The sequence below is a fragment of the Nocardia alni genome (genome assembly GCF_019038435.1).
Lineage (GTDB): Bacteria > Actinomycetota > Actinomycetes > Mycobacteriales > Mycobacteriaceae > Nocardia > Nocardia alni.
The window spans coordinates 1-25,930 of sequence record NZ_JAGPOX010000136.1 but is presented as its reverse complement, the minus strand read 5'-3'; the positions used below and the strand labels follow the sequence as shown (position 1 = coordinate 25,930).

At 65.8% G+C, this 25,930-nt stretch carries 15 protein-coding genes; 7 read left to right on the top strand and 8 right to left on the bottom strand.

The window, feature by feature from the left end; all coding sequences use genetic code 11:
* Positions 1-142: 142 nt before the first annotated feature.
* Both JZ791_RS35380 and JZ791_RS35375 read left to right on the top strand, forming a co-directional pair.
* Entirely contained in the window at positions 143-13,801 is a 13,659-nt protein-coding gene (locus JZ791_RS35380) for an IQM protein middle domain-containing protein (RefSeq protein WP_216900869.1), read from the top strand.
* A gap of 202 nt (positions 13,802-14,003) precedes the next feature.
* Positions 14,004-14,609, top strand: coding sequence for a helix-turn-helix domain-containing protein (locus JZ791_RS35375; RefSeq protein WP_216900867.1), 606 nt, complete (start codon positions 14,004-14,006; stop codon positions 14,607-14,609).
* A gap of 98 nt (positions 14,610-14,707) precedes the next feature.
* Here the strand turns inward: JZ791_RS35375 and JZ791_RS35370 are convergent, their stop codons facing one another.
* Both JZ791_RS35370 and JZ791_RS35365 read right to left on the bottom strand, forming a co-directional pair.
* Positions 14,708-16,198 (bottom strand): GMC family oxidoreductase, encoded by a 1,491-nt coding sequence (locus tag JZ791_RS35370; RefSeq protein ID WP_216900865.1) that lies wholly within the window; start codon positions 16,196-16,198, stop codon positions 14,708-14,710.
* Between the two features lie 341 nt (positions 16,199-16,539).
* Entirely contained in the window at positions 16,540-16,971 is a 432-nt protein-coding gene (locus JZ791_RS35365; RefSeq protein WP_216900863.1) for a MarR family winged helix-turn-helix transcriptional regulator, read from the bottom strand.
* A gap of 96 nt (positions 16,972-17,067) precedes the next feature.
* Between JZ791_RS35365 and JZ791_RS35360 the strand changes: the two genes are divergently transcribed.
* Positions 17,068-17,490, top strand: coding sequence for a GlcG/HbpS family heme-binding protein (locus JZ791_RS35360; protein WP_216900861.1), 423 nt, complete (start codon positions 17,068-17,070; stop codon positions 17,488-17,490).
* Between the two features lie 98 nt (positions 17,491-17,588).
* Here the strand turns inward: JZ791_RS35360 and hemC are convergent, their stop codons facing one another.
* Positions 17,589-18,515: a hydroxymethylbilane synthase gene (gene hemC / locus JZ791_RS35355; protein ID WP_216900859.1), complete on the bottom strand. Its 927-nt coding sequence runs from the start codon at positions 18,513-18,515 to the stop codon at positions 17,589-17,591.
* Between the two features lie 73 nt (positions 18,516-18,588).
* On the opposite strand from hemC, the gene JZ791_RS35350 reads away from it, so the two are divergent.
* Positions 18,589-19,479, top strand: coding sequence for a class I SAM-dependent methyltransferase (locus JZ791_RS35350; RefSeq protein WP_216900857.1), 891 nt, complete (start codon positions 18,589-18,591; stop codon positions 19,477-19,479).
* A gap of 26 nt (positions 19,480-19,505) precedes the next feature.
* On the opposite strand, the gene JZ791_RS35345 is transcribed toward JZ791_RS35350, so the two are convergent.
* Positions 19,506-20,294, bottom strand: a complete 789-nt coding sequence (locus tag JZ791_RS35345; RefSeq protein ID WP_216900855.1) for an acyl-[acyl-carrier-protein] thioesterase — start codon at positions 20,292-20,294, stop codon at positions 19,506-19,508.
* A gap of 103 nt (positions 20,295-20,397) precedes the next feature.
* Positions 20,398-21,354 carry a glycoside hydrolase family 43 protein gene (locus JZ791_RS35340; protein WP_216900853.1) on the bottom strand — a complete coding sequence of 319 codons (957 nt, stop codon included), beginning with the start codon at positions 21,352-21,354 and terminating at the stop codon, positions 20,398-20,400.
* 162 nt (positions 21,355-21,516) lie between these two features.
* Between JZ791_RS35340 and ybiA the strand changes: the two genes are divergently transcribed.
* Positions 21,517-22,092, top strand: coding sequence for a riboflavin biosynthesis intermediates N-glycosidase (ybiA, locus tag JZ791_RS35335; RefSeq protein WP_216900851.1), 576 nt, complete (start codon positions 21,517-21,519; stop codon positions 22,090-22,092).
* A gap of 191 nt (positions 22,093-22,283) precedes the next feature.
* Here the strand turns inward: ybiA and JZ791_RS35330 are convergent, their stop codons facing one another.
* The 3 genes from JZ791_RS35330 to JZ791_RS35320 form a co-directional block, all read right to left on the bottom strand.
* Entirely contained in the window at positions 22,284-23,153 is an 870-nt protein-coding gene (locus JZ791_RS35330) for a carbon-nitrogen hydrolase family protein (RefSeq protein ID WP_216900849.1), read from the bottom strand.
* Between the two features lie 183 nt (positions 23,154-23,336).
* Positions 23,337-23,672, bottom strand: a complete 336-nt coding sequence (locus JZ791_RS35325) for a hypothetical protein (RefSeq protein ID WP_216900847.1) — start codon at positions 23,670-23,672, stop codon at positions 23,337-23,339.
* 219 nt (positions 23,673-23,891) lie between these two features.
* Positions 23,892-24,074: a hypothetical protein gene (locus tag JZ791_RS35320; RefSeq protein WP_216900845.1), complete on the bottom strand. Its 183-nt coding sequence runs from the start codon at positions 24,072-24,074 to the stop codon at positions 23,892-23,894.
* Between the two features lie 78 nt (positions 24,075-24,152).
* Between JZ791_RS35320 and JZ791_RS35315 the strand changes: the two genes are divergently transcribed.
* Both JZ791_RS35315 and JZ791_RS35310 read left to right on the top strand, forming a co-directional pair.
* Positions 24,153-24,371: a lasso RiPP family leader peptide-containing protein gene (locus JZ791_RS35315; protein ID WP_216900843.1), complete on the top strand. Its 219-nt coding sequence runs from the start codon at positions 24,153-24,155 to the stop codon at positions 24,369-24,371.
* A 186-nt stretch (positions 24,372-24,557) separates the two neighbouring features.
* The coding region (locus JZ791_RS35310; RefSeq protein ID WP_216900841.1) for an asparagine synthase-related protein at positions 24,558-25,930 on the top strand (1,373 nt) is incomplete at its 3' end.

Below are 25,930 nucleotides of genomic sequence, written 5' to 3'. Positions count from 1 at the left end.
CCTCACCCTGTCCGAATCCGAGAAGCCCGACGTCGCGCCACCCAGATCGACACATAAGACCCGCGCCCTGGACCCCGACAAGGATTCGCTGATCCCCGCGGGCGACGATTACAAATACCTGAAGAACGCCATGACAGAGTTCATGACCGCGAGCAAAGTGCTGCGCCCGCTCGCCGCCAAGGCCATCGCCGAACTCTCCGAAGAGATCAGATCCCTCCGAGAGGCCGTCCGCGCCGCCGCCGGACCGATGTCCGGCTCCTTCCCCGCCGATCCGGAGGACCTGCCGGTCGAGGAACGAGTCCAGGAGGATCCGTCGGAAGCGGCCGTACACCTGGACGACCTCACACCTTCGGGACGCCGCGTAAAGCCGATCGAATCCGCCGACCCGATACAACAACAAGTCGTGCCGCACCTCGCAAAGCCGCCCGCCGCGCACCTGGCCCCGGAGAACGACGCACACACCGAGCAAGTGATGCCCGGAGCATTCCCTGTCGATCCGCCCGAGAACGCACCGCGGAACACGACGGCGGAGCCCGAGCTGACAGTGGATTGGGCGGCGGTCGGCAAAGCCCTACTGAAGCCCGCCCTCTACATCGTGGACCGGGCCACCGGTTTGGGCCGGTGGATCTCCTGGACAGCGCTCGGCGAGCCCGACAAGAACAAGGAGTCGATGACCGCCGAGATCTTCGACACCGAGTTGTCACCGGGCAGCCTGGCCGCGCCGGACGTATTCAGCAATTACCACCCCATCGACGCCTCCACCGACGACGGCGCGGTGAGCGGAATCGACTTCACCGGCACGGTCGCCGGCGCGATCAGCAATATCCGCGTGGTCGAGCGGAAGCCGACGAAGATGGATTCCGAGAACTGGCGTCAGGTCACCGACCGCTCCGGTCAGGGCGGGGTCCATTTCAAGGGCCACCGCGGTGGCCCGACCGTATCCCTGTTCTCCAGAACATCCGCCGAGGACGCCGAGGAGGAAACGTACTTCGGGCTCGGCCTCGGCGGCCAGGGCACCATGTCCGACCAGGACCACGTCGCGGCCGAGGCCAACAGCAGCACGAACTATTCCTATACCTACGGCGCCGAACCCATGTACGAGTTCACCGCGGATGCGGAATATATCCTCAGCGTCACCGCCGCGACACGCAACCTGCTCCGGAATCCCTTTCCCGGCGGATCCCGCACCAAGGCCTACTCCGTGAAGATTCCGGACGCGGTGATGTTCTACCTCACCAGGTCGGATCTGGACAGCAACCCCGAATTGGCCGAGCTCGTCCGCGAAAAACTCGAGCCGGATCTGAAAACGGGGTCGAAATCCGAGGATCCCCTGCCGTCCGGATATCGGAACACCGGTCAACTCGGTTCCGGCATCATCACCAAGGTCGATGTCAGTGGCAAGAGAAACGCTTTCGAAGACCTCGTCGTCGGGCACGTGCACGCAAAGGCCGGTCATGTCACCGATCCCGAATCGTTCACCTACATCCCCGGCGTCCGGACCCGAATCAACAAGGCGACAAGCGATCTCGGCGTACTGCGCCTGCTCAACGGCGGACCGAACGCCCGGGAGATCATTCGCTTCATCGACGCCCGCTTGATCGTCCCGCGCCTGGTCACGATCAAGCTCACCGCCCGCATCGATCCGAACGCCGACCTCGATGACCTGGTGAAGCTGAACCCCAGGCTGCTGGAGGACAGCGCCATGCTGGATTTCTGGCGCAGCTTCAGCGGCGCCGACGGCAATGCCCTATCGGTTCCCGAGCACATCAGAGTGTCCCTTCCCGGCGCGACCAGTGTCGGCAAACGCACGTCCCGCGGCCTCCAGGGGATCTTCAGTCCCGGCGGTAAGACCCAGAGCGGCTGGCAACCCGCGGCCACCTTCAGCGCCGGGGAGCGCAGCAACGTCGACGGAACCCACCTGGCGATCCGCGGGAGCGGCGCCTGGACGCGCGCCGCCACGACCACCACCTATTCGGTGCCGTACGAGCTCACCGTCACGGTCACCTCCCGACTGCTGACCGAGGCGTTGCTGGCCGACTTGGTCTCCAAGGGGCTGACCGGTCTGACCTTCATGGGGCGCAGCCTGATCTACTACGGACAGCACCTCGCCGCCATGGTGCTCCCGCCGCAGGACGACGCCCTCGTCGAGCCCGAGACGGAGCCGGAGGCGAAGGACGACAGCAAGGCCATCCTGGCCGACGCTCTCGTCCGTTTCCACACGTCCGAGGCACGGGCCGGTGCGTTCCGGCGCAGCACCACGCCCGGTATCTACGAATCCGATCCCACCGCGGCCCGCCAACCGGCGCCCGAAGGATCCCACGCCATCGAGATGAACCCTCCGGCCGACCTGAAATCCCTTCTCGTCCAGAAGCCTTGGAAGCCGGCGAAGCCATTCGTCCTGCGCCGCTTCGCCGGTGAAACCGAACTGATCCAGGCGCTGCGCGCCGTGGACCCCACGCTCGATCTCGGCAGGCAATCGCACGCCGTCAGGTCGCTGCTCACGTATCTGCAATCGAGCCTGCCCAAGGCGCTGCAATTCCTCACCCCCGACTCCGACCTGCTGGAACAGCCGAATTTCACCAATCCGGTCCTGAACATGCTGCAATCGCTGGCGACCAGCGGCCAGTCGGTCCGGTTCGGATCCCAGGCCGTCGCACCGTTTCTCGACAGCGATGTGCCGTCCGGCACCGTGCCCACCCCGGCGAAGAACAGCGTGGACGACGAGGGCATCTACATCAGGGTCTCGATTCACGCGCCGGTGGTCATCCAGCCCAGCGAGCGAATCTCGATGGAGGAGACCGCCAACTCGGAGAACGGCTATCAGAGCCTGACCGGAAAGGTCTACACCTTCAATTCCTCCGGTGGATTCGGCTCCCCCGCAACCAATTCCGACAACCGCAACACCCCGACCAATATCCCCTTGGCCGGCCGGACCGTCTCCCACGATCAGCCCCGCGGCACCACCCAGCAGACCGTCGACTACATGCGCCGGGGCTCACAGAGCAAGGGGTCCGACGGTTACTACGTCCAGGCCGTCCTGGTGATAGAAGTCCAGGGCCGCAACGGAACTCTCTGGGTCTCCGGTGACGGCGAGCTGGAGACGTTCGACAAACCCCCCGGCCATACCGATGTCGAGAAGGACACGGGGAAGACAGATATCGCGAATGACGCGGGGCATACCGACATCTCGAAGCAACCGATGTCGAAGACTCCCCTCGCGACCATTCCCGAAGAGCCGCAAGACGATGCGCCGAAGGACACCGACGATCCCTCTGGTTCGGACCCGCAGAAGCCCGAGACCGAGAAACCCACGCCAGATACGTCGGCGATCGAGACAGACAAGCCCGTAGGCGAGAAACCCGCGGCCCACCAACTCGTATTCGATGCGTTGAGCAAAGACGATCAGGGCAAACCCCTGACCTTCGCGACCAACGCCATCCGGGGGCAGCGCGACAGATCACCGGTCGTGGGCGGGATCCCCGCACCGGCCGGGTACGTCTGGGAATCCATGCGCGGAAACGGTGACTGCTTCTTCTACGCCATGGAACGCGTCGCATACCGGACCGCGCCTAGTTCGGACGAGGAACTGGCAGAACGGATCGCCAAACTCCGCTGGGCCGTCACCGTCAAAATCGCCGAGCACGCCTACGAACCCAATGGCTACTTCCATCAATTCAACACTCTCATCGACGCCGCCCGGATAGCGCCCGACGCCGGATACGTCAGCCCCGAGGAATTGCAGGTCCTGCTCGCGGCCAGGAAGAACGGCACCCTCCGGGAAGATTTCGCCACGCAAGTCCAGAATCTGGCCAACCAGGGCATCTGGTCGACCGCGGCCAGCCATCTGGTCCCCAGCGCGGCCAGCGCCGTGCTGCGCGACGGCAACATACTGCTCGGCCTGCGCAGCGAGGCATACCCGACATCGACGGTGATTCTCGGCGAGGAAACCGACGCGCCACCCCACGCCACGGTCCTGATCCACCAGGGCCACTACCACCTCGCGATACCGACCGGCGCGCCGATCCCACACACCCCGGCCCCGGCGAAGCAGCCGTCCGCGAGCGGACAGTCGATAAAGCACCCACCTGCCAAGACCTGGAACGACTTCGCGGACCTGCTCGGCACGAAGTTCACCGAGTCCACCACAACCTCGTTCGGGAAGTCCGCCGCGGGCCTGGCCACGGTCGCACTGCTCGGCGACGAATCCGGCGCACGATACATGTGGCTACCCGCGACCGGCGAACTGCACGCCCTCACCGGAAGCGCCCCAGTCACCGCAAGCCTGCAACAACTCCTCGACTCCCCCGAGATCACCCTCATCCGCACCCCCGGCAACGACGAGCACGACACCACCCCCACGGACAACAGCACAGATCCGATCCTCGACAACTCGCACTCGTCGTCGTCCCACGCCGAGACCACGTCCGCCCTGAGCGCCGAAACACCGCCCGACTTCTTCCTGAGCCTGGGCGGGAAGATCCAGCCGGCCCCGACCGTCAGCATCGAGAAGCCGCCCGCGGCCCACAGCAGCGAACTATCGAAACCCACAGCCGGGACCACCGAACAGAACGTCCCGCACAGCACCGCTCCCGCGGTCTACGGCGTCATCCCCGGCACCCCCGAAACCCCGCAGATCGACATCAGCATCGATAAGAACACCGAGTCCGCGCCCGACTTCTTCATAGGTCTGAGCAAGTCCCCCGGAAGCACCGAACCGGCCACCTCCGAAGCGAGCATGACGGCCGCCGAAGTCGAGCACTCCCTGTCCGGCGGATCCTCCCACCCATCGACCGCTCCCACGACCCGGGCCCACATCGACGGCGTATCCCCACCCGAGGGCGTCTGGGAATCCCAACAGCGAGACGGGAACTGCCTGTTCCACGCCGTCGCCCGCATCCTCGGCATGTCCGACGACGCCGCACACGAGGACCTGCGCGCTCACACGGTAGAGGCCGTATACCGCAGCGCCCCCGGCGTTCTCGGCGAATCCATGCCGCGAGATCCACCCCGCCACTTCATGCCCACAGCATCCGAGACAGCGCGCCGGGAAACCTACGAGCGCATCCGCCGCGCCACCTTCGAACACCAGCTGGAAACCCTGCTACTGAACGGCGAATACAACGACCCCGCAGCCGAATTCCTGCTCCCCACCGCAGCCCGGGAGTTCGAACTGAACCTCGACATCGTCCACCCCGACGGCGTCACCCAGTCCCTGCACCACGGGCGTCCCGACACCCCGGTCCACACACTGTTCCGCGAGGATACCGGCGGCGGCCACTACCACGTCGCGGTGCACGACAACGGCATTCCGGTCACACATCCGCAGAACGCCGGCGCCCCTACAGTTTCCACCTCGCACTACCGGCTCAGCGCGGGAGCGCCCGCCGAACACCAGCAGACGCTCCCGGTCACCACCGCACCGACGGACGACTCCGCACCGCCCCGGCCCGGAACATACGACTTCGCCGATTTCGTATCCCGCGTCCGATCCGGATTGCACGACACCCGCTACCGGGACGGCACGAAGCTCTACCTGCAAACCCAGAACGGTGACGTCGGCGTCACATTCGACGACGGCCGCGCCGCCGTGGTCTACACCACCACCGACGAGCCCGCGGCCACCCGCTCGCGTACCGATGATGGCGCCGCGCACACCGATTCACCCATCACCGACGGCACACACACCGCCGCGAGTTTCTGGGAGCAGCTCACCGACCTCACGCCGGGCGACATTCAACTGGTCACCGTAATCCGGCCCCCGAAAACAGAATTCATCCCCGAAGACGACGACACCTACTTCGGCGACTTGTTCGATTTCGAGTACCCCGCCGCCGTCGCCACTGTCAATCCCGCACGCGGAATCCCGTTTCACGACATCGGCATCGAACCACCCGCCGCCCTGCCGATGCTGAGCCTCGAAGAACGACAAGCACTTCCGAAGGTCGCTGTGCCGGTGGAGATTCCGGCCGAAACGCTCGACGACGGCAGCGATGCGGTGACCTTCGTGGGCAAGACGGGTCATGTGAGCCGACTACCGCTTTCAGGCGAGATGGATACACGGAAGGTGACATCCGGTGGTTCGGTCTACTACGAGGCGACCTACTCGGACGGCACCCGCGGATACGTTCCGGTTGATCTGACGGAAGACTTCACCTTCGAGCCCGACCATCCCGGCGGTATCCGCGGGACACTGAGTTGGGAACTCCCCCGAGGCCAGACACGATTCGTCGGCCAGGACGAGACGAACCGAACAAAGGCGATATTCACGGTATCCGGGGACACCGTTATGGCGAGGACCGGGGACGGAACGTCGCAGTGGATCACACGCGTGGGCGATGAGCAATGGTTTCGGGTCACCGCCCCGCACGACAGTCTCCCGATGCCGGAACTCAGTGAGCGGCATGACGATCCGCTGTTCTTCCAGGATCCCGAGTCCGAGGATCGAAGTGGACCTCGGTCGCAGGACGCGTTTCAAGGCGGCGGGCAGAACTGCAAACTGATCGCCCCGCTGAAACATCTGGCCGTTCACAACCCGCACGCGATCACAAACATGCTGTACGACCACGGTGACGGCACAGTCAGCGTCCGCTTCAAGGTCGGGGGCGCCTTCGTCTGGGACCGCCACGAGAAATCCGTCTACGTCATCCCCGGCACCACCCAGGCGATCTCTGCCGGACACCATCCGGGAAAACCCCTGTGGGCCGCAATGATCGAGAAGGCCTACGCGCACCGCTTCGGTGATATGGAGGGCTTCGCGGGCATACCGCAAGGCACCCCCGCTGCGATAGCCGAGGTACTGGGCCTCGGCTTCTACCAGGCCCCCGGCAGCTCACTGCGGCAACCTGTCCGGGCCATCGATGACGGGAAATTCCTCAATCCACTGTGGTGGGACTACGAGACCTTGCACGCGTTGTTTCCCGGGGCCCCGGCACACCCCACCGACAACGAGTTCTTCCGCGCCGTCGCGGACAGCTTCGACCATTGGCGCGAAGAAGCCGAGAACCTGCGTACAACAGCAATCGCAGACATCCGGGCCGCCCACCCGGTCGACATCGCCGCACAGAACGCCGCCTGGCTCGCATTCCTCGCCCGCAGGGATCTACTGGGCCGCCGGGGCTTTCGCCGCTACCTGGACAGCAGATTCCCGAACCGATGGAAGACCGAGAAGAACACTCTCACAAACTATGTCCATAGGATGAGCAGTGGCCTGGCCCAGGACCGGGTCATACCCGACCGCTACCGGATCGCCGCACAGACGGTCGGTTACCGGATCGGCTACGTGCTCGAGCGTGGCACCACGGTGATGCTCGGTACGCACATGTTCGGGTCGGTCAGCGAAAACACCACTGCGGTACCGGGTTTGGTCGGCAACCATGCCTATGCGGTACTGCGGCTCGAGCGGGACGAGAACGGCACACCCATTCGCGTCCTGCTGGAGAATCCGTGGAATCACAACGAGCTGTATCCCACCCCGGTCGCCGGCATCGAGTACCGCCTCGATCCCCACCACGCCCCCGACAGCGGCGCGTACATCGAGGACGAGGACGCGGAGGAAGACGGCGCCCTGATCCGGGTCGCGGAGGACGGAACCATATACCGCATCTCCGCCGACGGCATCCGGCACGAACGCCAGACTCGCGACGGCACCGTCTTCACCGTCACTCAGGATGGAACGCGGTCGGTCGAGTACTTGGGAGGCTCGAAGAACGTCGTGCTGTCCGACGGCACGCGGATGTGGATCGCCTTCGATGGAACCCAAACCCTGACATTGCCGAACCACACCAAATGGATGCGAGAATCCGAAGACCACGACTGGTCCCCCGACCCCGACCGCATCGATCCACCCGACGACACCATCCCGGACCGAGGCGGCCTCGTCGCCGTCGACCTCGCACACCTACCCAAATTCTCCACCGCGAGCATGCACGGCGCCGGCGCTCTCGGCCTCTACGGCGCCGCCACCGGGGCGCCGTCGGCCCCGGCAACACAGCGCCACCACCGGCACCCGGTCATCCCGCCGCTCGGCCGCGCCGCGAATCGGCTCGACGGCTCAGTCCCGCAATCGGATTCCGCACTCGCCGACACGCAGCGACCCCCGCGAACCGTGCCGGCCGCGAACACCGACGGTCCCCTCGACCGCACCACCCTCGCACCGGCGGGCCGCGAGCCAGGGCGCGCCGCGGCGTCTGCGCCCCTCGCCCGCCCCGATGGAACCGTCGAGCCATCCGACGGCAGCACACCTCACTCTCCCCTCAGCGCCGACGAACACACCTCCACGCCCCACGGCACCACCGACGCCGCGGCACCCGAGGAGAACCTCACCAGTTGTGGGCCCCTGTCTCTGCGTGCGCTGATCTCTCTGGGAAACAAGGTCGCCCGCCTGCCCGTGCGCCTGGTCGGGGTCGAGGGCATGACCGCCGAGGAACTCCAGGACGACGCGGGCGGTCCACTGCAGTTCTTCCACGGCCACAACGACATCGCCCAGCACCTGATCGACCTCGGCCACGACTCCACCGCACTCGTCGTCGACACCTATCACGGCCCCGCCGACGAACACGGCGTCGGCGCACACGCCTACGTTCTCGTCAACGACCACGGCACGATCACCGTCCACGACCCCAGCACCGGCGTGGTCCGACCGTTGGGTCGCCACACGCCCGCGTACATCCAGACCACCCATGCCATCCTCTACACCCCGACCGGCCACCCGCATACCGTCGAGCGCACCGCCACCCACCCCCTGCCCAGCGCCCGCATCGGCCTGGTGGACTCCGGTGAGGAACGTGAGCAGTTCGAATTCGACGAATTCGAGTCGAAGTTTTTCGGCGCGGATTATCCTCCCGGTACACAGATATACTTCTGGACCGCGAGCCGATCAATACGCGCCATATTCGGCGCCGAAGAGGTGACTACGTCATACGCCCCGCCGACCGAGACGAGTCGTCGTACTGTCGATGATTTCTGGGCGCATCTCCGTTCCGAGCATACGGAGGATCCGATAGGGCAGGTGACAGTAGTCCAGCCTGCTCTCACCGGATCGGTCGCGGACCGTGTCTTCGATATTCCCGGGTTGACGAACGAGCTGGACGACGAAAGTTTCACCACCGGAACGACCATAAGTTTCCGCGACACTACCGGGACCAAGACGGCGGTCGTCCGCTACGACGGAAATCTGGAGATCGGCAACTCACAATCGACTCCGGGTGAACGATCGCGCATTGTGACGGGGAACCAGTTCATCGATCTGCTCGTCGGCGAGTACGCGGCGACGTCCGTTCGGGTCACCTTACCGGCACCGAAATACTGGCACCGGGTCCGCCCAGGAGCAGATAATCTGTTTCATACCCTGGCCTATATCCTCAATCTCGGAGATCCCGATACGTTCCGGCGAGGGCTCGTGGGCCACCTCAGCCGGAACGGGTCCTATTACGCGGAACTCATCACGAACGACTATATCGATGGTTTGGGGGCCGATCCGAAGAACCGTGCGGACGCCAAATTCCGGCCATGGGTGCTCAACCAGCGAGCCACCCTGCTGCGGCAGGAGATGACAGCGTTGCAGCGGGGCGGCGGGGGTACCGGCAACCGGTACACCGGTCCGGGCGGGCTGGACTTCGCCCTGTACGCGGCGGCCCGGCGCGAGCAGATGAACCTCACCGTCCTGGATCCGGGCAAACCGCGAAACAGTCTCATCCACCGGCAGGGGCAGCCGATCATCTTCCTGCGGCGATCGCAGGACGGCGGTTACGAACTCGGAGTCACCGACGACGGAAAAATGTTCTCCACCGTGCCACCGCACAAGCCTGTCATCTCGCAAGGCCCGGGCGGCATTCCGAAAGAGCAGATTCCGCCGCCGCTGGACACGATGCTGGCCGGCGGGCTCGAACCACTACTCCTGGGTACCGTCCTGCAGAAGAAATACCTGGCCGAACTGCGGCCGACAGTCCCGCGGACCACCGTCGCCCGACCGGAATCCGTTCCGGACCTCAGTGTGAGTAAAATCGGGAGTTTCGCGCCCATCCACTACATGGATAATCTGGAACGCGAAAATCATCGCCTGTTCATCGGACCGGAAGGCAAACTGTACAACGCCCGCAACGGCCGCCCCTTCGACACCGGGGATAACCCGGACAATATTTTCGTCATGGACGAGTTCGGCAATCTGTACGCCGCCGAGAAGATCCCCGGCCTGATCCAGCATTCGTCCTTCTTCGGTGGCCGCACCGTCACCGCCGCGGGCTTCGTCGAAGCCCGCGACGGATATATCACCACGATCCTCGACAGCAGTGGCCACTACGTGCCCGACCTGCAACTCAACGACTATGCCCTCGCGATGTTGAAGACCAAGGGACTGCGCCTCGCCGACGACCACAAACGGTATTACGTCGGGGACGACGGTGAGATCAAGATGCGCTCGCCGGAAGCCGAGACGGAAGCACAACGCACAGCACTCGAACGCGCACAACGTATTATCGCCAAAGGCCCCAGCCCCACTCGTCCGTTCAGGATCTACCAGACCGATCAATCGCTCTCTCATCTCAGCTGGGATCACTTCCCACCCGGAACAACCATCACCTTCCACAGCAACACGCACTCCGTCACCGCCACGGTCACCGGATACCAAGACCTGCAAGTCATCGATCACGACCTCGGCGAACCGAACAACACCGACCGGTTCATCGCGAACCTCGACACCATCGAAACCATCATCCGAGACCGCGACATAACCACCGTCAAGACCGAACAACCCGAACAAACCCCACGAGCAACAGCAGCCGCTCCCCTCCCCGACGAATACGACGGCACCACCGCGCCACACGCCACGGCGGAAGCTCCGCATCCCCTCAGCGCCGGCGGGGACACGGTGCCACTGACGAAAATTCCCGGACGCTCACCCCTGCGGTTCACATCTTCACGCCTCCCGCTGCTCGGCTACCCGCCGGACAAGACACCACACCCTGGCCGGACCCGGCCGCAGCCCGTGCACGACACGCCGGTCCAGCGCATGAACGCCGCGCAACTCGAATCGCATCGGCTGTTCGTCGGTCCGGACGGCCGGCTGTTCCGCGCCGCCGATGGCCGGCTGTTCGACACCACGCGGGCCGATTCCGCACCAGTGCGCTTCGCCATGGACGAGTCCGGCAACCTCTACGCCGGCCCGGTGACCGACCCCCGGTCCTTCCTCGGCGAGCATGCCGCCAGCGCGATGGGCACCCTCGCGGTGCACCACGGCCGGCTCACCACCTGGAGCGACCACACCGACGAGCACACCTCGCCACCGCAGCACAACGACTACGCCCTGGATCTGCTCCGGCGGCAAGGACTTTCACCCGCCGACGACTTCACCCGGCTCGACCGGAACAACGCCGCACGCGATCGCATCGGCGAACTGGACCGCCAACGCACCGAACTCGCGCACCGCCAGATCCTGCTCGATGCGGCCACCGAGGTCCTCACCCGCAAGACCGCCGAACCACCTACCGAACCCGACTCGCTCGCACACCGAGCCGTGCACGTCGCACGCCAAGCTCTGGACCAGCGGCAGACCGAGCTGAACCGCCTACGAGACAAACTCGGCACAGGCGCCATCGACAAAGCCCTGCAAGAGCAAATCTTCGCGCACCCGGCCCCCGCCGGACCCCAGGACCTCATCGTGCCGCCGTACCCATCGCGCGAACTCGAGAACGACATCGACGAGGACGACCACACCCCCTGGTGGACGCAATACGCCCAAAGCTGGTGGGACAGCCTGCACTTCGCAGACCTCGCACCCGAGCACCAGCGACGCATGCTCGACGCCTACCCCGGACTGCGCAACGGCCGAGGCATACCCCCCGCGGTGCGAGACACACTGAACCGCAGATACCTTCAACTCGAGATCGACCGCCTCAACAAGCTCGCCGCCCTCGGAGACCTGGAAACAGATCTCGCGCACCGGCTGGAATCCATGCGAGTAACCCTCGTCGACCTGCATGTCACGCAATGGGATGCCGCGCTCGCGGCCCGCCTCCAGGACCTCGAGGTCCCCCCGGTGCGCCTGCTGTACTTCCAGCACGACACCCACGAACAGGACATGGGCGCGGTAATCGCCATCGGCCATGCCGACATCTCGGTGGACGCACGATGGCACTTCCCCCTGAACTCCACCAGCGATTCGGTCAACAGCACGATCACCGCGGCCGCACACCAACACGCGCAGACACTCCGCACGACGCCCGGCCACCTCACGCTGGTGCGGATCGACCGCAACACCCAGGACCCCCCGAGCCAAACGGATAACATACGCCGGTTCCGCACCGCGTTCGCCGGCGACACCTTCGCCCGCCAGACTCTGCCCACAGTCGGCGACCTGCTCGAGATGGTGCACACCGCGGTCCGCGCACACGACTCGGAACCACGACTCAACGCGATACTGGCGAACGTCGCCTCGGATGACGACCTGCCCGCGTGGATCGATCGGCTTCGTTCCAACACCGAACTCGAGGCTCTGCTGTCCAAACCACACGAGCCCTACCCGAACCCCGAAAGATTCCAGAACCGGCGCGTCGAACTGAACGCCAAGACCGACCGCACCGAACCCGAAGAACGAGAACTACAGGCGCTGAACAACCTGCGACCCGACGAGCCGGGAGCAATGAACCGCTGGGGGACGATCGAGTCCGAAGCCGATCTCCACCGCGAACTCACCAGCTACTTCCGCGAGGAATTCGAGCGGGAATTCACCGCCGACACCGTCAAGGACGTGCGCGACCGGCTCGATCAAGCCACTGCACGCCCGATGCGGCTGACCGAACCGATGATGGCCATCAGCACACTACGCTCCATCGACTCCCTGGCCACAGGCCCGGACGGCAGCGTGCTCGATGTGGTTCAGCAGGAACGCGGATACCTGGACATCGCGGTACACCCCAACCCGGACGGCAGCTACTTCGACCGATACCGCGTGGAATGGGTGGTACCCGACGACGCACACGGCCTCTACCTCGGCAACAACGCCAACGACACGGACCGCAACACACTCTGGCTGGCCCGCGGCACCCGCTACCGGATCACCCGAATCACCACACCCACCGACCCGAACGACCACACCATACTGCGAGCCGAGATACTGCCGCCGTCAGCGCCCGACCAACCCGGAACCCACCACCCGGCATCCGAACAACCGGCATCCGAACACTCAGCATCCAACCCCCTGGCCGAAGAAACCGCCGCCCCCGATCACCCGCAACAACGCCGGGAGACAGTGCACGACGCCGCCGACGCCCTGATGTCCGCCATCGCCCGGATGACGGGCCGTACCGGTGACGACACCAGCGCAGACCTCGAGGCATACCTCGACGAGGCCGAGGAACTCGAACCCGAACGCCGTGCCGAGGCCGACTACGACCGGCGGCACAACGAAATCGACGACGCGGCCTGGCAACGCGAACTCCAGAACCGAACCGAATTCGACAACTGGCTCCCGAACGCACGCCGGATCATGGCCGATCTCGCCCTCCACCCGAACCCGACCGATCCGCAAGTCGTAGACGACCGCCTGCGCCTAGCCTCCGAATTCTTCGAGACACGCGTACGCAGCGTGCACCCCGACGGACGAGTCGTCGACATCAACCAGGTACCCCCGAGCACGCGGGAGCACGCGCCCCTGGTGCATGTACATCACACGCCGGACGGTCACTACACAGTCAGCGACACAGCCGAACCACAAGCCGACAGCGACGGGGAAGCCATCTCGCCGCAGGCCGCTCCCTCGGACGCCGCCCAGGACGAATCCGCCGCCGACTTCTTCACGGGCCTATAAGACAGTCAGGTCGGCACGATCAGCGCGAGTCCTCGCCCGACACGGTCGATTGCGGTGCCGACAACCCAGCGGCTGCCGCCGTCGGTTGTCGATCGGCACCCAGGTCTTGGCTGCTGGGACGATCGCAGCACGCCGGCTGTCGGCGAGCGATGCACATCTCGTGCCTCGTCCAGGTAGGTCGGTGTGGTAACCGGATGTCGGGTTGATCGAGGACTTCTGTGCGGTGATGCTGCCGGGTGGAGGTGGTGTCGTGACACGCAAGCCAGGTGTGTTTGTCAGAGCGGTGAGTCCCGAAGAGGGCCGCAGGCTGCGGCAGATCACGCGCAGGAGCAAGCAGCCGGTGCGGATGCGGCGCGCGATCGTGGTGATGGCTTCGGCGCAGCGGCAGCCGGTCCCCGCGATCGCCCGGCTGATGCAGGTCAGCGAAGCCTATGTGCGGCAAGTGATCCACGAGTTCAATGAACGGGGGTTCGAAGTCTTGGACCCAAAATGGAGCGGGGCAGGCCGGGGGAAGTGGATCGGGTGGCGCGTGAACGCATCGCTTGTATTGCTCGGTGCTGCCCCTCGGGATCTGGGGTGGCCGTTCTCGACGTGGAGCCTGTCGAAACTGCGAGAAGTGCTGGCCACCAATGGAATCGCTGAGATCGGCCGTGCGACGCTGCGTAAGATCTTGAAGGCCGAGGGGGTGTCGTGGCAGGCGGTCAAGACCTGGAAGGCCGGCCGCGACCCGGGAATTCACTGCGAAGGTGAACCGTGTCCTGGATCTTTACGATCATCGGCCCGCGGACGGAGGGGTCGTTTGTGTTGATGAGTTCGGGCCGTTGAATTTGTAACCCGCCGTAGCGGACTCGACCGCGGAGCAGAGAGTCGGCACGCGCGGGAGCAGACAGCGCACCCACATGACTGCTACGACGTCATCAGTGCTGTGGCGCGTTCGGCGATCATCACGCAGCCGAGGTATGTGTTGCCTGCGGGGATGATCGGCATCGCGCTGGCGTCGATGACACGTAGATTCCGCGTCCCTCGGACTCTGCATTGTTCGTCGAGTACCGCTTCCGGGTCGGTCGCGGAGCCCATCGCGCATGTGCCGACCTGATGGTTGTAGGAGGCGCGGGCGTTACTCCATGCCGAGCGAATGGCGGTGACGGTGTCCAGTCGTCCCAGTGGTGCCACCCGGACGGCACCGAGTTTCGCGAATGCCTCGGTTTCCTCCCATCGCATCATGGTCTCGAAGACGGGAAGCAGGCGCTGCAGATCCACCTCGGATGCCTGCGGCATGACGATGGCAGGGCGCGCGCCGGGGGCGGCGCTGGTCAGCATGACCGATCCGGGCGTGCTCAGCCGCATCAGGAATATCGCCATGGCAAAGAACGACACGTCCGCTTCGACGGCGGTGACCGGAGAGGGGAACACGTGTGTGTCGATCGAGGAGCCGTGACCGGCAATCCAGACCGTCTGCACTGGTGAACCCGTCATCGGGGCGGGCCCGTCGTGCCGGTAGAGCAGTGGGACGCCTATGTGGTCCTGATAGTTGCCCCCCACGCCCGGCGAGTCCACTACAACATCGATACCGACGCCCCGCAGATGACGGGCCGCGCCGATTCCCGAGCGTTGCAACAGCAGCGGTGAACCGAACGCACCGGCACAGACCACGACCTGGTCGGCGTGGATGATCTCGCCGTCGCCTGTGCGGACGCCGATCGCGCGCACCCCGTCGAACAGGATCTCCTCGACTCGGGTTCGGGTGCGGATTTCCAGGTTGGCGCGTGCGCGGACCGCCGCAGTGAGATAGGCGTCGCTGACCGTGAGACGCCGGGTCGCGCCAGGCTGCACGGTCGCGGGGAATATCCCGAGCGCGGGCAAGGTCGTGGGGTCGTTGACATCGGGGGTGGTCGGGATTCCGAGCTCTGCGAGGCCGTCGTAGAACGCGCGGTGCGCCGGGGCGAACTCCTCGCGCCGCCAGCGCCGTACGTGTAGCGGGCCGCGGTTGCCGTGGATCATAGAGTCGGGAAAGTCGCTGTCGTGCTCGATGTCGATGAAGGCTTTCGACACGCTCTCCCAGCTCCACGAGGGCAGACCGGCCTCGGCCCAGGTGTCGTAGTCACCGGGCTGACCACGCACCGTGGCCAGGTAGTTGATGGCCGAGGCCCCACCGAGTACCGAGGCGGTGATCGTCGGCGCCATACCGCTTTCCAGGCTCTCAGCGGAAAGAGGTTGTGCGAACTCGCTTCCCGCCCAGACCAGGTGCGCACGGTGCGGATCCCGGATGCCGGCATCGTAGACACTGTCGTCGTGGCCTGCTTCCAACAGCAGCACCGAGCGCGCGGAGTCCTCGCTCGATCGGGCGGCGACCACGCAGCCGCTGGTACCGCCACCCACAATGACCACATCGACCATGGACAGTTCTCCTCGGAAATATTGCTTTCGCCCGCCGTCAATATCGAACAGCCTCAGAATACTCATGTCTGAACAGTTGTCTATCCTTGTGTCCACCCCCCTCTTCTATGTCGTACTACGCGGCATCGTGGGGTGCCGTGTGAAGGTTTCGACAGGCTCCACGTCGAGAACCGCCACCCCAATCCCGGGGCAGCACCGAGCAATACAAGCGATGCGTTCACGCGCCACCCGATCCACTTCTCCCGGCCTGCCCCCGCTCCATTCACCCGGCAGCATCACCGCACAGAAGTCCTCGATCAACCCGACATCCGGTTACCACACCGACCTACCTGGACGAGGCACTAGCCGAGGATGCGGGTGAGCAGCGCCGCGAGATTGTCGCGCTCGGTGGCCGACAGGGCGTCCAAGAGGTCGTGTTGAACCTCGGTGAGCATCGTGTCGAGTTCTTCGAGCCGTCGCTGCCCGGCGGCGGTCAGGGCGACCAGGTTGCGGCGCCGATCGCTCGGGTCCGGGGTGCGGGCGACGTGGCCTTGTTCCGTCAGCTCATTGAGCATCGCGTGCATGTCACTCTGGTCGATTCCGCACCGTTGACCGATCCGCACCTGGCTGTCCGGGCCGAACTCCTCCAGCGCGGCGAGGATCGAGAAGTGGTAGGCGCGCCCATCGACCGCGGCCATCGTCTCTCCGATGAGCCGATGCGCTCGCACGGAAACCTTGTTGATCAGCCAGCTCGGTTTGCGGCGCAGACGGGTTGGCGCTTCGTCCATCTCCATGCGCGAAGTCTAGCCAATCCCTTGGTCCGTCCCACTAACACTGTTACTCTTGGCTGGACCAAGATTGGTCGACCCAAGGGATTGAAGGTAGAAACGATGTCACTCACTTTGGACGAAGCGCGGGCCGTCAGCGTCCGGGTATGCGAACACGCCGCTCAACTCGGCGCGAAGGTCACGGTGGCAATCGTCGATGGCGGCGGGCACCTGCAGGTTCTCGATCGCATGGACGGTGCGCCTCCGCTGTCGGCTCGTATCGCCCCGGCGAAAGCTTCCAGCGTTGCGCTGTTTCATCGCGACGGCAGCGAGCTGGTCCGTATGCAGCAGTCGTGGCCCTCGTTGTTCGCGCATATGGACGACATAGCGGGAACACCCATCGTGGGAGGTGCGGGCTCTCGGCTGATTCGGCGCGGAGATGTCGTCATCGGCGCGATCTCGGTCAGCGGAGGGAGGGCGCCGGGGCAGGACGACGAGTGCGCCGACATCGGGCTCGACTCCCTGTCGCCCTCTGCGTCAACGTAATTGACACGCACACTGTCGAGCAGCGCCGGTCAGCACTCGGGCCTGCTCGCCGACAACAGCGTCTCCGGCGACTGACCGGTCGAGCGCGGCCTGCTCGGTCAGTGGGCGATGGAGTTGATGATGCTGCGGGCCCCTTGGCGCAGGAGGTCGGCGCCGACGAAGAAGCCCAGTGCCTGCGGATCTTCGGGGACGCCCCAGTGCTGGGAGTCGAGCCACTGCGTACCGTCGAGGTTGAAGACCTTGCCGCGCAAGGACAGTCGGCCATCGGCCTCGATCCGGCACACGCCGGCGATGGGGCTGTTGCAATGCCCCTGGAGGGCGTGCAGCATGGCGCGTTCGGTGTCGGCCTGTTTGCGGGTGGCCGGATCGTCCAGGTGGACAAGGGATTCGCAAAGCTCGGTGTCGTCGGCGCGGCAGACCAGGGCGATGATGCCCGCGCCGATCGGCGGGCACATGATGTCGTGCGGCAGGGTCTCGGTGATGCGGTGGGCTTGATCCACCCGGTGCAGGCCGGACACCGCGGCGATCAGCGCGTCGAAGTGGCCCTCCTCGAGGCGGGCCAGGCGGGTGTTGACGTTGCCGCGCAACGGTTTCACGGTCAGGTGCGGAAAGTGCAGGCGCAGCTGTGCGGTGCGGCGCACCGAACTGGTGCCGACCACCGAACCGGGCGGCAGCTCCGCCAGGGGTGCGCCGGTGGCGGTGATCACGGCGTCGTGCGTGTCCTCACGAGGGCCGTATCCGGCGAACGTCAGCCCCTGCGGGAGCGGGATGTCGCCGGGAATGTCCTTGAGGCAGTGCACCGCGAGGTCCGCGTCCCCGCCCAGGACCGCGTCGTCGATTTCCTTGACGAACGCACCCTTACCGCCGAGCTTGGACAGGTCCCCCATCCACCGGTCTCCGGCGGAGGTGACCTTCACCAGCTCACTCTCGACGCCGAGACCGGCGAGTTGCGAGGCGATCTGCTCGGCTTGGGCCAGAGCCATGGGGCTGGATCGAGTGGAGATCCGGATGACGCGCGACGGCATTCGGGCAGCTTACCGCTACCGGGTGCGAACGCCTTCGACAGGCCCCGCGCATTCGTGAGTACCTTGTTCGAGTATGGACAATGAGGGACCCAGCCGGACAGCGCTCGCGACCGCTTACGCCCGCGCCTACCATCACATTGCCGACCGGCCGAGGATTCTGACCGATCCGCTGGCGGCACGTCTGCTGGGTGTCACCGCGGACGAGCTGACCGAAATGGGCAGGCCCGCGCAGAACAATCCCGGCAGCGGGGTGGGCTCGGGAATCCTGTGGCTGGCTGTCAGTGATCGGCCGCGCCGCCTGTTCTTCGCCGCTCGCGCCCGTTTCGCCGAGGATCGTGTGGCCGCGGCTGTGGCTACCGGCGCGCGACAGGTCGTGATCCTCGGTGCGGGCCTGGACACCTTCGCCTACCGCAACCCACATCCCGGCCTGCGGGTATTCGAGGTCGACCATCCCGCTACCCAGGCGTGGAAGCACCAACGCCTCGCCGACTCCGGCATCGACCAGCCCGAGAGTCTGACCTTCGTGCCGGTCGACTTCGAAACCGACACGCTGGCAGCAGGATTGGAGTCCGCCGGATTCAGCCGGACCGATCCGGCCGTATTCGTGTGGCTCGGTGTCGTCTTCTATCTGACCCCGGACGCCGCCCGCACCACCCTCGAGTACATCGCTGGTCAATCCGCGCCGGTCGAGGTGATCTTCGACTACCTGCGGTCGGCGGACACCGACGAGGATCGTGCGCGGTTGCGGGCGCGCGCACATCGGGCGGACGCCGTCGGCGAACCCTGGTTCAGCTACTTCACTCCCGACGGCATCGCCGCGCAGTTGCGCGCGCTCGGCTTCACCGACATCGAAGACCGTTCCGCCACCGACCTCGTCGCCGGATACCTCGATGAATCAACGGAATTCGAGGGCGAACCACCCCAGGGGCTGCGCCCGGTTCGCATGCTACGGGCGAGCCGCTGAGAGGCGTCACACGGTCCCCGGCGGTATCAGCTATCCGTGGCGAGGGTTTCGATTCGCGCCAATGTCCTTGCGCTGCCATCGACTTCGAGCTGCACACGCAGGCCGGTGACATCCCGCCAGGCGCGGATCGAGACATCATCACCCGCCATCACCGGACCGGCGTGTTCGAGGATCACCCGATACGGCGGACGCTGCGCATCGGCGAAACGGACCAGCGCCTCCTCCACCGCGGCCCAGTGCACAGCGTTGTTGACGTGCCCGTAGTGGTCGACATCGGTGACCCGCAGCGGGAACGACCATGATTCGGCGTCCTCACCGGCGTCCTCCCGCAGGGCGGCCCGCCACCGCAGCCGATGCTCGGTGGTGGCGGCGAGCATCGGCGCCATGAAGCGGTCGCTCATCCGCGCCGGACGGCCGGCCTCGATGTCGACGTGGATGAGGAACATCGCCGCCTCGATCAGGCCGCCGTTCTCGCTGCTCACCTGGATGCGCATATCGCACCAGCGATTCGACAGGGCGGCCGGCCATCGGCGCAGATGCACCCGATCCCCGAACGCGATCGGCGTGAGCACATCGATCACGGTCCGGCGCACGATCCACCCCGGGTGCAGATCCCCCTCCTCGACCGCCCGCAGATGGTCGTACCCGACGTCCTGCAGGTATCGCGCCACCGCGTCCAGACGCAGCCGCTCGTCGCCGTCGGTGTCTCCGAGGCGCACCGGCCACTGTTCGTGGAACGCCCGGCTCAGGTCCGGGCACGCCGGGAGCGGTGACGCGATGTCCAGTAAGCCGTCGACGGCCGTGGCAGCACCCATGAACACGTCCTTTCGGGGTCATGGGCGAGCGTACCGACCGAACGTCCCGATCGCCCGGCTCGACACGGCATCGTCCGAGGCCACGCCGAGCCGACCGGCGTACCTACGCCCGCTTCGCGGCGGTGACGGCGGCGCTCTTGGGATCGCCCGACGGCAGGGCGATATCGGTGTCCAGCGACAGCGGCTGGCCCAAATTCGGTGTGCCGTCGGCGTTCCAGGTGAACTTCTGGGCCCGGGTGGTGCGACCGTCGTACGTGTAGGCGCTGGTGGTCTTGCCGTGGTAGACGATCCAGTCCTCGGTGCCGTCGGGGCTCTGGAAGAAGCTGTTCGAGCCGGGGCCGAAGACGTTGGCCGCGTCGTTGCGGCTGAATACCGCGTTCGGGTACTGGGTCCAGTTGCCGGGGACCAGCGGGTCGGCGCCGGACGGGAGCGTACGCATCCACAGCTGGTAGTCCGGTTTGCCGGTATCGCAGGTGGAATAGACCAGGTAGGTGGTGCCGTTGCGCTGGATCGTCACCGGGGCCTCACGCACCTCGGTGCATCCACCCGACGACTCCAGGTACACCGCGGGGCCGGACAGGGTGACCGGATCGCTCATCGGGGCGATCTGCAGCAGATTGTTCGGGCCGCTCCAGATCAGATAGTACTTGCCGCCGAGAATCAGCAACTCCGGATCGATCGCCCACGCATCCCCGAGCTGGCCGACGAATGTGTACGGGCCCAACGGATTCGTGCCCGACGACTTCAGCACATAGATGCGATGAGCGTCGTTGGTACCGTCGCTGGCGGTGTAGTAGAAGTACCAATTCCCTTCCACCAGGCGGAAACACGGCGCCCACATATCCTGATTACGAGACGCGGTCGTATCGGTCCACACCGTATTCGCTTGCGCGGTAGCCAGATCGGCCAGCGAGGCGGCCTTCCAGATCTGCAAGGAATTGCCCTGACTGGTGGACAGGTAGTAGTTCCCGTCGTAATAGGTCATGAACGGGTCCGGCCCCTGATTGAGCGGATTGCGAAACGTACCAGCGGTTCCCGTACCGGCGGCTGCATTGGTCATTCGAACGTCTTACCCCTCATTGTCGATCTCGTAACGAGCTTCCCCGGCCCGACTCTAGGGCATCGCACCGCGCGCCCACCATCGAAAGGCGACGCCGATGTCCCCCACCAGCGGCGATTATCGGGTGGCCGATCACCCGCACCGGATGTGAGAATTCCCGGTATGGCACCGAAAGATCCGGTCGACTGCCGGAACCGGGACGAACTCGCGGCGGCGGTCCGAGCGGGCGTGGAACCGAAGTGGCTCATGTTCTGGGGGCACCGGCCGCCGAAGGACGGGGGCGTGAGTGCGAGCTGCATGAGTCAGTGGTGGCCCGTGTCTTTCACCGTCGACGACACGACGTACGGCTCCGCCGAGCACTGGATGATGGCGGGCAAGGCACGGCTGTTCGGCGACGAGACGACCCGGCAGCGGATCCTGGCCGCGCGCACCCCCGCCGAGGCGAAGAAGCTGGGCCGGCTGGTCCGCGATTTCGACGAAAAGATCTGGTCCGCAGAATGTTTCGAGCTGGTCGTGCTGGGCAACGTGGCCAAGTTCGGGCAACACCCGGACCTCCTGGCCTATCTGCTGGGCGCCGCCGGACGTGTGCTGGTCGAGGCCAGCCCCGTGGACCGGGTCTGGGGCATCGGCCTGGCCGCCGACGACGACCACGCCGCCGACCCCGACCACTGGCGCGGACTGAACCTGCTCGGCTTCGCCCTGATGGAGGCACGCTCCCGGCTGGCCGGCGCCGCCTAGCTCATTCCGGCCGCCGTCCGGAACCCCCGCACGGTCCGCTGCAAGACAGGCTGGTCACCTCGAGTCCCTGTCGAACTCCGTCGCGTTCGTGCGGGACTCGCCCGATCACCGGCTGGGACTGTCTCGTCATGCGCGGATCAGCACACCGTCGCCCGCGATTCGACAGGGGCCCGCCGCGGCAAATCCAGGGCTCAGTCGTCGGCTCGGGTGCGGATCGCGGCTCCCGACCAGGTGGCCGGATCGATGCGGCCCTGATAGAGCGGCAATTCGAGCGGCTGATCATCGGGACGGAATTGCTGCCAGAGACGATTGAGCCCGGCGGTACCGTAACGACGGACGTTGGTGACCTCGTCGAGGTCGATGACGTCGGTCAGCGTGGTATCACTGTCCCCCACGGCCTCGCTGCGAACCGTCCCCTGCGGATCGACAAGCATGCTGCGCCCCGTACCCACCGGTGCCGCGCAATTGACGCTGGCAACGAAGACCTGGTTCACGATCGCGTTGGCACGCGCCAGCACCTGCTCCTGCGCACGGTCACTCCCGGTGGTCTCCACGACGTTCAGCACCAACTCGGCGCCCATCCACGCCAAATGCCGAGTCGTCTCCGGAAACCAGGCGTCATAACAGATCGACAGCCCGACCCGCCCGATCCCATCGAGCTCGACAACAACGAATTCTGCCCCAGGACAAGTGGTTTCATAAGGTCGCCAGGGAAACATCTTGCGGTAAGCAGCAACCCGCTCACCACGGGGCGAGTAAACAACAGCAGTGTTGTAAACCTTCCCGTCACCCCCACGCTCATACACGCTCCCAGGCACAAGCCAAATCCGAAGATCCCCCGCCAGCGCGGCGAGCGCCTTGCCACGAGCCCCGTCGAGCGGCTCGGCGAGCGCCTCGGGCGCTGTCCCGGCCGGCCCACACAAATGCATCTCCGGATAGACGACCAACGGAGTATCCGGAAGCCCATGAATGCGCTCACGGATATCGGCGGCGAAACCGTCGAGGTCAGCGGCAGGGCGCTTCGCCGCTTGGGCCAGCACGAGGGCCAGAGGTCGTGACATGGGTACCACCGTGGGTGAGTATGGGGCACGCGGGTCTATGTCGAACTATGGACGGCAAGCCGCAAGCTGTGCGACCGAACTGAACCGTACCCGACCCTGGATCGGCGGCGTCGAGCACCGCCGATGCCTTCCTCGTGGTACTACCGGCGCGGCGATGGCCGCGGCACGAGTCGGCGGCGGTCTTCACCAACTCGCGGGAGCTGCTTCGATATTGGTGAGGAGCTGTGACCCGTCGGCAAGAATTCGCACCGCCAGCTTGCTCGTTTCAGCGCCGGTCCCGCTGCCCCAGGTGAGCGTTACGCTCATTTCGATATGCCCCATACCGGCATCGTGATACTTGACGTCCCATTCGGTGGGGATCTTCCCGGAGAGCAGGACGCCGTCGCCGTCGTTCGCCGCCTCCCAGGTCTCCAGTTGCTGCTGCAGTTCGCTGGTCATATAGTGCGCGCGCAACTGTGTGGACAGGTCGTCGGTGCGATCGGAAATCGCGTCGATGTACGCCGCATAGAAGTTGGCCACGCGATCTGAGCAGCTCAAAGATCCAGTTCGGTGGGTCTGCGCTTCGGCGGTTCCAGGGGTCGACATAAGGTGGTGCCTTCGCTTTCATGCGGAACTCGGTCAGGTCTCGGGCGCTGTCCAGCATCACGCGTCACCGACCGTTCGGTCGCGAGTCGAAGGTCCTCAGTCCTGGTACTGAAAGTCACGGCGGCGCAGCATATTCGTCGTCCGGGCCAGGAATCACCGATCCGGTCCGGCTCGTTCCAGCACCCCATGATCGGATGGAGCACCGATCTTCGCGGCGTCCCCGCGCTTGAAATCGCTCAATGCGTCACTGCCGTCGATCATCTCGCGCAGTGCGGCGACGGGTGCCGCGGGGGTGGCGGCGTCTCGTTCGCCCGCGTCGGGGTTGAAACAGATCACAGGCGAACACCTATGAAACACATGGCTTCTCGGCATTCCTCGATCGATCCCTTGAAGACTTCCCGGCAACGTGGAAGCATGGGAAGGTTGTTCGGTGCGTGCACCGAATACCGGTTGAAAGGCGCTGTCCGCCTGTCTGATCTGGAGGTCACCACGGTGATTGAGAAAATGAGCTTCGAGCCCGCTGACGTGTACGAGGCCCCGCTGCTGGCCGAAGTCGGAGACTTCGCCGACCTCACCCAGGGCAATACCGGGGACAAAGTCGAGGATGGCGCCACCTGGTACCAGTGGTCGTGACTCGGTGTGCGGGTGCCGGTTCGCGGCCGCATTGCGGTGCGGGCCGGCACCCGCACGTTCCCGCTGGTGATCCTCGCGGGAGAACCGACACCGGAAGGAAGCCAGGGCCTGGTTGAGCGGGCCCGAGCCTGTTCGCGGCTCGGGGCAGAAGTGCCAGATAGCGAGATGCCAAGGGTGGGCTGTTGAATGAGTGACACGGTGGCGTGCTGGTTCGTGGCACTCCCGGATCGGGAGACACGGCAGGGATTCGTGGAACGGCTGCGGGAGGGGGCCGTCGATGTGGTACGCCATCCGTCGGGTCGGCCGTGGCTGGTGGGTTCTTGGCCGCCGGGGCGGATGGTTCTGGCTTCGGAGGGCGGACAGATGCTCGCGGTCATGGGCACCTCGTCAACGACACCTGTGGACCTGACAGCCCGTCTGAAGAGGGTTCGTACGGTCGCGGACGTCGAATCCGCGCTACACGGGGTGTACGGCAGTTTCCATGTGGCCGCGTCCGTGGACGGCCACATGTACGTGCGCGGGAGCGCCTTCGGGGTCCGGCGCCTGTACCAGGCGACGGTCGAGGGAGTGACGGTGTGCGCGGACCGGGCCCGCACGCTGGCCCACCTCACCGCCGCCGACCTTGATCCGGCCCGAGTCGCGGCCCGTCTTGCCGCGCCCTGCCTGCCGCACCCGTTGGCTGACGCCCCGATGTGGACCGGGGTGGCAACCGTCGAACCCGGCCACGCTCTCCGCGTTGCTCCTGACGGACGTGCGCGCACCATCGCATGGTGGCAGCCGCCGCCCGCGCACCTGCCTTTGACGAATGCCGCAGGACTGTTACGCGAGGCTCTGCGAGCCGCCGTGGCCCTGCGCGTGCGTCCGGGCCGGGTGCTGGCCGCAGATCTGTCCGGCGGCATGGATTCCACATCACTGTGTTTCCTGGCTGCCGAAGCCGGCGCTCACCTGGTCACCTCGACTCAGCACTGGGACAGCCCCGGTAACCAGGACCACCACTACGCCCGCTTTGCCGTCGACCGCCTGGCCCACATCGAGCCCCTGGTCTTCACCTCCGCTGACTTGCCTGCGTGCTTCACCGGTCTCGACGAACGCCGCGAGCCCCTGGAAGAGCCTTCGGGCCTCCTGCGCAACCGAGCGCGACACCGCCACACGGCCGACGCCCTGCGCGCCCGAGGGGCCGAGCTGCGCCTGTCGGGACACGGAGGCGACCACGCCGTCGTGCCCCCCGACGCCTACCTCCACACCCTCTGGCGCCGTAGCCCCCTGACCGCACTGCGAGTCACCAACGGATTCAAGGCCCGCGGCCGTTGGAGCCTGCCGACCGCCGCGAGGATGCTGCTGCGCACCGACTCCTACGCCGCCTGGCTCATCGGCGCCGCCGCCCACCTGCGCGAAAGCGCCAGGACGAACCCGGGCCCCGCCCCGTGGGGGCCCCGGCCAGCCCTGCCGCCCTGGGCGAGCGACCAAGCCGTGGACCTGGTCGCCGCAGTCCTACGCCGCGCAGCCGAACACACCGAGCCGCTGGACCCCGACCCCGGCCGGCACGCCTGGCTCCACCA